Raw genomic sequence first — 10,780 nt, 5'->3', positions numbered from 1 at the left:
ACGATGGTAGAGTACTCGTTTGTGGCTTCGTTGTTACTGCCACCACCGATGGTAGAGTATCTGCCTTCGGCTTTGTTATAACCGCCACCAACGATGGTAGAGTACTCGTTTGTGGCTTCGTTAAACAAGCCACCACCGATGGCAGAGTATCTGCCTTCGGCTTTGTTATAACCGCCACTACCGATGAAAGAGTAATCGCCTGGGGCTTCGTTGTTATTGTTAACACCGATGTGCGCGCCTGTGCCTTTGCTGTTGGTTGCTTGTGCAGACGCCGTCGTTGCCATGCCCAACGCCCCAACAATCAATAAACTGCCCAAAACTGCCTTTTTGGTATGACCTTTGGCAAATTCAGAACATGCCACCAAGTGACCTGCGGCATTTTTCTTCACTTTATAAATTTTATTCATCTTAGTCTCCTAATAAATGACTGGGGTCTCCCCCCCCCCCTTCCCTTTTTAGGGGGGCGGTAAATCAAATGGGGCATCCACCAAACCAAATTTACCGTTTATATGACAATACAACAACACAACTTGATGCCATCGCTAATGGCTATCAAACTGATTATCAGGTTGGTAAATGGCGATATCCGCCATCTTGGACCGTCGTTATGTTTAGCCGTAACAAATTTTACTGTATTGCATCGCTATAGTCAACTTTTATATATTGATATCTTTCATTAAATAGACACTCATCAGTCATTTACGCCAGTCATTTGCTCACATGCTGATGATCATCATTGTTGGGCAGCCCACTAAATAAAAAAATCCTGCCATCATGCAGGATTTTGATTGGGTCAGATTACCACGCCTGTGCCAAAGCGGATAACGCACCTTTTAGCATGGCGGATACGGTGCTATGGCAAGTGGCGATGCCTGAATAAATCTGCCCCTCTACCGACAGCTGGATATAAGCGGCAGCGGCGGCATCGGTTTGGTTATCCGTATCGGTTTTTTGATGGGTTTTGTTATCGATGGCGTGTTCGGCATAATTGGTGACATGAATCTGTCTGCCTGTGGATTTCACCAAGCCATCAATGAACGCAGATAACGCACCATTGCCTTGACCAATCACCTCAAACACCGCTTTGGGCGTCGCCACTTGGCCTTGGAAGCTGACAGCATCGCCTTTATTGCTGATGGTATAGTCGCTTAGGCGGAATTTATCTTGCTTAAGATACGCTTGGGTAAAAATTTCAAGCAGCTCATCAGTTTTTAGTTCACGCGCCATACTTTCTGCATAAGCCTGCACCACACGGGCAAAGTCAATCTGTGTCCAGCGTGGTAAATTAAAACCAAAGTGCCGCTGCAAGATATACGCAGCACCGCCCTTACCTGACTGGCTATTAATCCGTACCACATCTTGATAGCCTCGACCGATGTGTATTGGGTCGATGGGCAGATATGCCACATCCCAATGCTGCTGGGTCTCGGGGTGTTTTTCATTATAATCTAAAGATTTTTTGATGGCATCTTGATGTGAGCCACTAAATGCCGTAAAGACAAGTTCGCCAACATAAGGATGGCGTGGATGTACTGGCAGATTGTTACATTCGCTGACAATTTGTACAATGTCGCTGACCTGACTTAAATCAAGCTCTGGGTCAATGCCTTGGGTGTACAGATTCATCGCCATAACCAAAATATCCATATTGCCCGTACGCTCGCCATTACCCAAAAGTGTACCCTCGATGCGATCAGCCCCAGCCATCAATCCCAGCTCAGAGGCCGCCACAGCACAGCCACGGTCATTGTGCGTATGTAGACTGATGGTAACATGCGGGCGTGCTTTTAGATGTCGGCAAAAATATTCCACTTGGTCGGCATAGATATTTGGCGTCGATGCCTCGACAGTGGCAGGTAAGTTTAAAATCACTGCTTGCCCAGTGTCAGGCCGCCAAATCTCACAGACCGCATCACACACCTCAACGGCATAATCGGTTTCGGTTTGGCTGAAGCTTTCTGGCGAATATTCAAACACCCACTGCGTCTCTGGATAATGCTTTGCTTTATCACGCAGCATGGTCGCACCATCGATAGCGATTTGTTTAATTTGGGCTTTATCCATCTGATAAACTTTATCTCTTTGCACTTTTGAGGTGGAGTTATACACATGCACAATCGCACGGCGTGCGCCTTTGAGTGCCTCAAAGGTTCGATCAATCAAATGCTCACGCGCCTGCACCAAGACTTGTAAGGTGACATCATCAGGTACAAGACCCTCTTCAATCAAGCGGCGTGTAAAATCAAACTCAACTTGTGCCGCTGACGGAAAACCGATTTCAATTTCTTTAAAGCCAATCTCTACAAGCAGTTTAAAAAATTTTAATTTTTGTTCGATGGTCATCGGATCAATCAAGGCTTGGTTGCCATCACGCAAATCAACACTTGCCCAAATTGGGGCTTTGGTGATGGTCTTATCGGGCCAAGTACGGTTTTCAAGCTTAGGGGCAAATGCAAACGGCTGATATTTATTAAAATCAAACGCAGGGTTTTTTGGGGTAATGTGTGGCATAAAAGCTCCAAAAAGTTCATTGACTTTTAGATATTGAATGGTAACGATTTTGATGGTTCAATTGTATCAAATATCGTATGGTAATTTTTACTTATTTTGATAGTCATTATAAGATATTTTAGAGGATTGTGCTAAAAATATGCTAATATATAGTAAAAATAACTAATTTTATCGCTATTCTTTGGATAATCCATATGAGCCATGTCGCCAAACAGACCGACTTAGATACAACCGATCAAAAAATACTGCGTATACTGACCGATGACGCCCGATTATCCATCGCAGAGATTAGCGAACAGATTCATCTGTCGCCCACGCCCACCATCCGCCGAATCAAACGCCTTGAGGATATTGGCGTTATCACAGGCTATCACGCTGCTACCAATCCTACGGCACTTGGCTACGCTTTATCGGTCTATGTTGCGGTGAGCATGGACAAGCATACCGCTGAGCGATTTTATGAATTTGAAAGCCAAATCCAAAATTTTGACGAGGTGGTCAGTTGTAGCGTTGTGACAGGACGCAGTGAAGATTATTTACTGAAAGTATTGGTCAAAGACATGCGTCATTATGAAGAGTTTTTATTACATCGGCTCAGTAAAATTGAGGGCGTAAGCCAGCTACATACCAGTTTTGTTTTAAGAGAGGTGTTTCATCGTTCCGCCATTTGACGCTTAAGAGTTTGGGCATATCCATTCTAAATGATGGGTTTATAAGAGTATTAAGGCATGCCTAGAGCCTAGATTTTTGTCCATTGTTGCATGAAATTTGTATAAAAATCGGTCAACACTTTTTATCCAAAAAACCAAAGGCAGGCACGCTTTAAGTTTAAAAATGATTTTTTTGTTCACGCAACCATCTAAATACCGCCAACGCCGAATTATCATTTAATCCATGCTGATTGGCAAGTTGTTTGGCTTTATTATCATCACAAGCATGTAAAAAGACATTAATTTGGCGTTCGTGTGCTAAGCTAACAGGCAGTGTCATTTGATTATTTTGTCGCTGTGTGATTGCGATGTGAGTGGCGTGCTTGATGGCATCTTGATGTTCGTCCAAAGCCACACTTTTGGCAAATTTTAAATTTGATACGGTATATTCATGGGCAGGATAAAAAACGGTCTGCTCATCCATGTCATTAAAACGCTTCATACTGGCAAATAACTGCGATATCGTGCCTGTAAACACTCGCCCACAGCCTGCACTAAACAGCGTATCGCCACAAAATACGCGCGTTTTTTGGTCAATCTCCGTCACATAGCTTAAGTGACTATCGGTATGACCTGCGGTATGCCACACTTGAAAGCAGATGTCCCCAACCGCAAAATGATCGCCTTCATCGACCAAATTGACTTTGGGTATATCATCAAAACCATGATTGGCATGTGCGTATAAAGCACAGTTTTTATATTGACTAAGCAAGTCTCTGACACCGCCTGTGTGGTCATCGTGATGATGCGTCACCAAAATTGCACTGGGCGTCAGCTGATTTTTTTGTAAGTACGCCAGCACCTCTTGACTGCTGCCTGGGTCAATGATAATTGTGGTCATTTGATTTTCAATGAGCCAAATATAATTATCTTCAAATGCCAAAACTGCTTGAATGCGACAATCACTCATCTCTTACCTTAAAATTTGGATAATATTAGGGCGTGCTAAATATTGATAGCATCGTTGGACTTAATAACCAAATCACCATAAAAATTTGGGTATGCTTAGCCGTATCTGCGTTCAAATTCTGCCATAAATGCCGTCAGTGCCTGAACTTGCTCAAGTGTGATGGCATTATAAATGCTGGCACGCATACCACCTACCGCACGATGACCTTTTAAGTTTAGCAAACCTGCTTTTTTGGATTCTTCCAAAAATCGCTTATCCAAACTGTCATCTGCCAAATGAAACGGTACATTCATGATTGAACGATGGTTTGGATTGACTGCATTATGATAAAAATCGCTACCGTCAATGGCGGCATACAGCGTTTTTGCCTTAGCGTGATTGACTTTTGCAATCGCCTCAATGCCACCTTGCTCAAGCAGCCACTCAAACACAAGGCCTGATAAATACCACGCATAAGTTGATGGCGTATTGAGCATAGAATCATTGGTATGCTGATTGTTATAATTCATCACCATCGGACAGTATTCGCTGGCTTGCTCCAACAGATCTTTACGAATGATGACCAAAGTCAATCCTGCTGGACCGATATTTTTTTGAGCACCTGCATAGATGAGACCAAATTTATCCACCGAAATCGGCTCAGATAAAATGCACGATGACATATCTGCCACGATGGGCGTATCAACCTTCGGCACATCAAACATCTGAACACCATGAATGGTCTCATTTGGGCAATAATGAAAATAACTTGCCCCCTTGGTAAGCTGCCAAGTGCTTGGGTCTGGTATGTCGCTAAACTGTGTCTGACTGCCCGCCGCCACCAAATTGACTTGACCAAGACCCAACGCTTCATAACGCTTGGCTTCTTTATAGGCTTTATTTGACCATGTACCTGTCTCAAGATAATCCGCCACGCCACCATTCATCAGATTTAGCGGAATTGCTGAAAATTGTAGCGTTGCACCACCTTGCAAAAACAGCACAGCGTACTCATCGCTGATACCCATGAGCTTGCGTAAATTTGCCTCGGCTTTTTGAGCCATCTCAATATAATCTGTACTGCGATGGCTAATCTCCATCACCGATGTGCCAAGACCTTGCCAGTCAAGCATTTCAGCTTGAGCACGCTCAAGGACGGCGGTCGGCATACTGGCGGGACCTGCACAAAAATTGGCAAAACGAGTCATATGATTATCCTTAAAAAATGCCTAAATTTTTATCATAGTATAGCATGAAACTTTATGGCATTTGGTTGTATTTAAAATTTCATCAATGAAAATCATCATTCAACGGTGCAACGCTTGCCAAAATGCTTTTTTTGTCGTGCCATCTAGCAACATTTGGTCAATGTGATAATCGCTAATAAGTGTTAAATTTTGAATACTTTGCAAATCCAAATAATCAGGTAAAGCTGTCAATGGTGCAAGGTATTTTATCTGACCAGATTCACGCATGCACCCAAATATAAACCCTCTTAGGCTGATATTTGCCAAAAAAACAGAATCACCTGTCAGATCATCTTCAAATAATGGGTAGTCAAATTGCCTGCTGACCAATGTCAGCTGCTGCTGTTTTGCCTGCCGAGTCAGCGACCGATGTAACGACAGCCAAAGTTCATGCCCTGCTGCGTCCAAAGCATCGACATCAGCCATCATTATCCAGTTGCGATATATCATCACTTTCAAATGATATTCAATTGACTTGGCTGCAAAAGACGACTGATGGATATCCAAAACTTCATGATGTGGCGGTAATGTTAGATGAGATGTTTTGGTTTGCTTGGGGTTTGGCGGTGTATCAATGACCTGCTTTGGGCGATGTGTGACGGGTGTTGATGCTAACTGCGTTTGGGCATTTGGATTTTGCTGGGTTGGAATTTGTTGGGCCAGTGCTTTCGGCACCCCCTTCTGCGGTGGTGGCTGATGGGCAGATGGTAGCGTCGTCACATCAGCATATTTTGATGCCCATATGGTGATACCAAGTTTCGTTAAGATATGACGATTTTGAATAAGGCGTGTTGGCAACATACGATATACCGCTCAAAATTAGCCAATAATTATAGCTTATTTTTTGGTAAGACATGACGACAAATAGAGTTTGTTTCAGAAAATTGAGCACCCCATTTTCTAAACCCTTGGGTATCCAAATGAATCGCCCCTGTGGCGTATAAACCCAGCCCAAAATTTTGGTTTTCGCCATGCTCTAGCCAATATTGGCATAGGCGGTTTTGAAGCTCATACAGTGCCTGGCTTTTTATTTCAAGGTCAGGCACCCAAATATCAATGGCACTATTGGTCAAATGCTTACTCATAGCTGCACCACCAGCACATTGGTTGAGTTCAGGATTGCGATAAACTGAGCGAATTTGGGTATTTGCTGGCAATATGCCCCTACTTTTGAGATCTTGATACAAGTGCAATGTTGGTACAATCTGACCCCAAAGATGTTCTGGTGGCAGCTGATAAGGTTCATGACCACATGCCTGCCATGACCGTGCAGTCGTTAGTAGTTGACTCATTGGTGGCAGATAATTACCAAGTCTTGATTGTAAATACGCCTGATACCTAACTACCTCTTGTTTGGTGGCATGGTGCATCTGTAGCCAAGTCTCAAAATGTGCCTGCAAACCGACATGGCTTACAGATTCATCGTGCTCATGTGTATGATGATCACCGATTTTATCTTTAGTAATCAGTACCGATGGCGTTTTTATTGGGGATACTTGTGGATTGGTTGGTATGGGTGCACTGCATGCAACCAGCATACTGCTGATAAGTGTAGTTATAAAGTATTGATTAAAATTTTTCATCAATTTATCACCAAATTATTTGATTTATCGTCAAAACAATACCTAATTACTTTAAATTTGGTCAGTCAGCCCAATATTATAAAGATATTATTAATAATATCAATTATAAATACCTGTTTTGGTATTTAGATTTTGTATTAAATGAAATCAGATGATGATTTCTCCAAGCAGTTGTTTTTGAACATTTGCCCATATTTTGTACAAAATTTGATCAATATCAGCCAAAACGGTGAATAATTAGCCTTGTAATTTCAAAAAATAGTGCTAAGATAAGGTATTTGATGCACACAACATCAATGAGCCTTTTATTTTATTAATTTTTATTGATACTGCATTGATCTTTTAAAGTGGTATTTTACATAATGTTTTGACTCTGATTTGTGCCTATTTGTACATTTTTGTGTACATATTTTGGTCAGTATGTTGAGATTTTCTCAATTATTGTCAGAGTATGCAATACTAAAGGTGTAACCATGAAAACAGTGAGCAAATCTTTACTTGGATTAGCGAGCATTACTTTAACTGCAAGTTTAAGCATGAATGCACAAGCTGGCAATAGCCCTGCCAATATCGACAATGTACTACAGCAGCTCACCACGCAGCATAATAATGCGTCAAGCTTGGTCAAATCAGCGCGTCAACCTGCCTCTTTGGCGCTTAACAGTCCAATGATTGCTCAATCCACCAAATCCAAAAAAACCGATGAAGATATTCCTGTGCTTGACCGTCTGACCGCAGTCGCTTCAAGCACTGTCAATAAGTTCAAACAAAATGGCATCGCTTCATGGTATGGTCGTCAGTTTCATGGTCGTAAAACTGCCAGTGGCGAAACCTTTGATATGAATGCCTTAACGGCAGCACACAGTAGCCTGCCAATGAATTGCCATGTCAGAGTGACCAATCGTGATAATGGTAAATCTGTGGTCGTCAAAATCAACGATCGACCCAAAACCAATCGTGTGCTTGATTTGTCTTATGGTGCTGCCCAAGCCATTGGTATGACTGGTAATGTTGGTAATGTAACCATTGAGCGTATTGATTAATCATCTTGATTATTTATATTAATCATTTTGATTATTTATCAAGATATCCAAAACCAGCTGCTAAAGCTGGTTTTTTTGTATTAATTTTAGAAAAACAATTTTAGAAAAACCTGAAGTTAAATTTTGCCCAAACGCATGCTTAATATCGAATGGCGGTTAAAATTTGCTGTTTTAGGGTTAAATATTCAGTAGATTGATAAAAATCCCGCTGTTTAGGTACCCAAAAATGATGCGTAAACATCGCTGGCATGCCTTTTAATACATAAACTTCATCAGATAAATAAATGGCTTCATCAATATCATGCGTGATAATCAAACAAGTCAGCTGATTGGCTTGGCGAAACTGTCCAAACCACTCATGCATATCCGCCTTAGTCACAAAATCCAAAGCAGAAAATGGCTCATCAAGTAGCATCAGTTCACGATTGGATAAATAGGTGCGAAGTAATGCGACTCGTTGACGCTGACCACCAGATAGCTGATTGGGATATTTTTTAGTGAGCCCATCTAGCCCAAAAATTGTCAAATTAGGCTGAATTTGTGCTGCAATCTCTTGCTTGGTTTTATGCGACAACATCAATGGCAAAGCGATATTATCATAAACCGTTTTATAGGGCAGTAATAAGTCTTTTTGGAGCATATAGCCCACATACCCAGATGTGCCTGTAACATTCTTACCATCGATCATTACTTGCCCATGGCTAGGATAAATCAGACCAGCAGCGATATTAAATAGCGTGCTTTTACCGACGCCACTTGCCCCAACGATGCTAACCACGCTACCTTGGGCGACTTTAAGATTCAGACCATCAAATAATGGCGTCTTTGCATTCGTGGTGAACGCATGACTGATATTTTTAAATTCAAGCTTTGGGTGCATAAGCGATAGATTATTGAGTTAAATAATCATTGGTCACACCTGATTTTGGCGTAAATTCATTCATCAAACCCTTGCGATAAACCCAATTAAAAAACCGATCCCAACGATCATAGTCAAATCGTCCCCAATCACCTTGTTCATCAAGGTACTGCGGCGAGATATACGCTTGGCTTTGTTTGGCAAGCTCTACATTAATCTCTGGTGCATACTTAACTAAGATTTCAGCACTTTCATTTGGATGGTGAGCGGCGTATAGATAGCCTTGTTTGATTGCCGCCAGTGCCTTTTTATATTTTTCAGGGTGATTTTTTAGCTCATCATTATTTGCAATTAATAAAGGGGCATAATAGTCAAAAATTGGATCAGCATCTTTTAAATAAAAAAAGTTTGTATCCACGCCTTTAATATCTGCATGGATGCCATCCCAGCTGTAGTACGCCATAATATAATCAAACTGATTCATGCGTAGTGCAGTCGTTGCATCAGTAGATTCACCAGGGATTTTCTTAAGGGGCGTGCCAACAATCTGTTCAACCACGGCATCATCAACAGGATCTTCCCATGTTGAGTAACGCTTACCCTGCAAGTCTTGGGGCTTATCTGCACCAAGCTTGGCTAACGATAACAGTCCTGCACTGCTGTGCTGTGTAATCGCCGCCACGGCAGTAATTGGTTCTCCTTTATTTAGACGCTTAACCATATTTGGCTGAAAATAAACACCAAAATCTGCACGCTTATTTGCAACCAAAGTTGAAGTACTGTCCTCACTTGGTTGCACAATCTTAGCATCAAAACCCGCTTCTTTAAAATAACCTTGATCAAGTGCGACATATAGCCCTGTGTGATTCGTGTTTGGCACCCAGTCTAGTGCAATAATCAACTCTTGAAGTTTTGGCTCATTGCCTGATTGCCCATTTGAGCAAGCAGTCATTAATGAGGCTAATACGGCTACCAAGGCAACGCCAACCAGTGGTCGAAAACAAAATATTTTCATCATTATTCCTTATATTGATAATCAAGCACATGACGCTCCAGCCATTTCACCAATGCGATTAACGCCAATGTCAAAAAACTGATCAAAAAAATGACCGCAAACATGTTATCAAGCTCATAGGATTTACGCACTCGGGTCATATACACACCCAAACCATAATATCCCCCAAGCCATTCTGCCACCACCGCTGAAATCAGTGCATAGCTGAGTGCAACTTTAAGACCTGTAAAAAAATACCCCATTGCCGAGGGAATCTTAAGATGCCGATAAGTCTGATAAATGTTGGCTTTCATGGAGTAAAATAAATTTAACTCATCCGTACTAACAGAACGATAGCCATCAAGCAGTGCAATAGTCATCGGAAAAAACACGGATAACACGACCAAAACCACTTTAGGTAAAATACCATAGCCAAGCCAAATGACCAAAAGTGGTGCGATAGCAATGGTTGGAATGGTCTGATTCAGTAGTATCAGTGGGTACACACTTTGGCGAAAATTGCGTGATAGATCCATCAAAATTGATAACACAAAACTTAACGCTAGGCCAATAACAGTGCCAATAAAGGCGGTGGCTAAAGTGTATTTGGCATGATGTGCCAAAAGTTTGGCATCATCAATGAGTGCGTGTAGAATTTGCCAAGGACTTGGCAAAAGATAATCTGGCAGTATACCTACTGCCACCACAAATTGCCAAATGACCAAAATAATCAGCACTAAGCTGTATTGGCGAATCAATGTGATCAAATGGTGCATAAATCGGCTATAAAAATCAGATAATAGGCTATTTTAGCATACCCACCCAACCGTGAAAACTAAAAACTTAATGCGGCATGTTTGGTTATTTCAATAAAAACCTTGGCAAGCTAGATTTGCCAAGGTTTAAATATTAGGTATTGTTAAAAAACAATACCCAAGTTAAAA

Annotated in this window: 11 protein-coding genes; 2 read left to right on the top strand and 9 right to left on the bottom strand. The window is 41.7% G+C overall.

Annotated elements, in window-relative coordinates; translation table 11 throughout:
* Both HMPREF2573_RS00115 and leuA read right to left on the bottom strand, forming a co-directional pair.
* Window positions 1-407: ESPR-type extended signal peptide-containing protein (locus tag HMPREF2573_RS00115; protein ID WP_255360624.1), on the bottom strand; the 407-nt coding region annotated here is incomplete at its 3' end.
* Between the two features lie 391 nt (window positions 408-798).
* Window positions 799-2,511, bottom strand: a complete 1,713-nt coding sequence (gene leuA / locus HMPREF2573_RS00110) for a 2-isopropylmalate synthase (protein ID WP_070472094.1) — start codon at window positions 2,509-2,511, stop codon at window positions 799-801.
* A 194-nt stretch (window positions 2,512-2,705) separates the two neighbouring features.
* Between leuA and HMPREF2573_RS00105 the strand changes: the two genes are divergently transcribed.
* Window positions 2,706-3,182 (top strand): Lrp/AsnC family transcriptional regulator, encoded by a 477-nt coding sequence (locus tag HMPREF2573_RS00105; RefSeq protein WP_003660200.1) that lies wholly within the window; start codon window positions 2,706-2,708, stop codon window positions 3,180-3,182.
* Between the two features lie 157 nt (window positions 3,183-3,339).
* Here HMPREF2573_RS00105 and gloB read toward each other — a convergent pair whose 3' ends face one another.
* From gloB to HMPREF2573_RS00085, 4 genes are all read right to left on the bottom strand, one after another.
* Window positions 3,340-4,131, bottom strand: coding sequence for a hydroxyacylglutathione hydrolase (gloB, locus tag HMPREF2573_RS00100; RefSeq protein ID WP_003662498.1), 792 nt, complete (start codon window positions 4,129-4,131; stop codon window positions 3,340-3,342).
* Between the two features lie 95 nt (window positions 4,132-4,226).
* A complete protein-coding gene (serC, locus tag HMPREF2573_RS00095) occupies window positions 4,227-5,318 on the bottom strand; it encodes a 3-phosphoserine/phosphohydroxythreonine transaminase (RefSeq protein ID WP_070472092.1) in 1,092 nt (363 codons plus the stop codon).
* 99 nt (window positions 5,319-5,417) lie between these two features.
* Window positions 5,418-6,158 carry a hypothetical protein gene (locus HMPREF2573_RS00090; RefSeq protein ID WP_070472089.1) on the bottom strand — a complete coding sequence of 247 codons (741 nt, stop codon included), beginning with the start codon at window positions 6,156-6,158 and terminating at the stop codon, window positions 5,418-5,420.
* A 29-nt stretch (window positions 6,159-6,187) separates the two neighbouring features.
* Entirely contained in the window at window positions 6,188-6,940 is a 753-nt protein-coding gene (locus HMPREF2573_RS00085) for a D-Ala-D-Ala carboxypeptidase family metallohydrolase (RefSeq protein WP_003664900.1), read from the bottom strand.
* A 473-nt stretch (window positions 6,941-7,413) separates the two neighbouring features.
* Here HMPREF2573_RS00085 and HMPREF2573_RS00080 point away from each other — a divergent pair, with 473 nt between their 5' ends.
* Window positions 7,414-7,983, top strand: coding sequence for a septal ring lytic transglycosylase RlpA family protein (locus HMPREF2573_RS00080; protein ID WP_003660210.1), 570 nt, complete (start codon window positions 7,414-7,416; stop codon window positions 7,981-7,983).
* A gap of 139 nt (window positions 7,984-8,122) precedes the next feature.
* On the opposite strand, the gene HMPREF2573_RS00075 is transcribed toward HMPREF2573_RS00080, so the two are convergent.
* From HMPREF2573_RS00075 to HMPREF2573_RS00065, 3 genes are read right to left on the bottom strand one after another with little or no spacing between them, the layout of a single operon-like run.
* Window positions 8,123-8,863, bottom strand: a complete 741-nt coding sequence (locus HMPREF2573_RS00075; protein WP_003660212.1) for an ABC transporter ATP-binding protein — start codon at window positions 8,861-8,863, stop codon at window positions 8,123-8,125.
* 10 nt (window positions 8,864-8,873) lie between these two features.
* The gene (locus tag HMPREF2573_RS00070; protein ID WP_003660213.1) at window positions 8,874-9,857 is read right to left on the bottom strand and encodes an ABC transporter substrate-binding protein; all 984 of its coding nucleotides are present in this window, start codon (window positions 9,855-9,857) and stop codon (window positions 8,874-8,876) included.
* Between the two features lie 2 nt (window positions 9,858-9,859).
* Window positions 9,860-10,612: an ABC transporter permease gene (locus HMPREF2573_RS00065; RefSeq protein ID WP_003660214.1), complete on the bottom strand. Its 753-nt coding sequence runs from the start codon at window positions 10,610-10,612 to the stop codon at window positions 9,860-9,862.
* Window positions 10,613-10,780: the final 168 nt, after the last annotated feature.

It is taken from the genome of Moraxella sp. HMSC061H09, assembly GCF_001809255.1.
GTDB classification, from domain to species: Bacteria; Pseudomonadota; Gammaproteobacteria; order Pseudomonadales; family Moraxellaceae; genus Moraxella; species Moraxella catarrhalis.
This window is presented reverse-complemented; position numbering and strand designations above follow the sequence as displayed.

Excerpts from the sequence above, each read along its gene's own strand:
- leuA (WP_070472094.1), bottom strand. The coding sequence starts at position 2,511 with ATGCCACACATTACCCCAAAAAACCCTGCGTTTGATTTTAATAAATAT.
- HMPREF2573_RS00105 (WP_003660200.1), top strand. The coding sequence starts at position 2,706 with ATGAGCCATGTCGCCAAACAGACCGACTTAGATACAACCGATCAAAAA.
- gloB (WP_003662498.1), bottom strand. The coding sequence starts at position 4,131 with ATGAGTGATTGTCGCATTCAAGCAGTTTTGGCATTTGAAGATAATTAT.
- serC (WP_070472092.1), bottom strand. The coding sequence starts at position 5,318 with ATGACTCGTTTTGCCAATTTTTGTGCAGGTCCCGCCAGTATGCCGACC.
- HMPREF2573_RS00090 (WP_070472089.1), bottom strand. The coding sequence starts at position 6,158 with ATGTTGCCAACACGCCTTATTCAAAATCGTCATATCTTAACGAAACTT.
- HMPREF2573_RS00085 (WP_003664900.1), bottom strand. The coding sequence starts at position 6,940 with ATGAAAAATTTTAATCAATACTTTATAACTACACTTATCAGCAGTATG.
- HMPREF2573_RS00080 (WP_003660210.1), top strand. The coding sequence starts at position 7,414 with ATGAAAACAGTGAGCAAATCTTTACTTGGATTAGCGAGCATTACTTTA.
- HMPREF2573_RS00075 (WP_003660212.1), bottom strand. The coding sequence starts at position 8,863 with ATGCACCCAAAGCTTGAATTTAAAAATATCAGTCATGCGTTCACCACG.
- HMPREF2573_RS00070 (WP_003660213.1), bottom strand. The coding sequence starts at position 9,857 with ATGAAAATATTTTGTTTTCGACCACTGGTTGGCGTTGCCTTGGTAGCC.
- HMPREF2573_RS00065 (WP_003660214.1), bottom strand. The coding sequence starts at position 10,612 with ATGCACCATTTGATCACATTGATTCGCCAATACAGCTTAGTGCTGATT.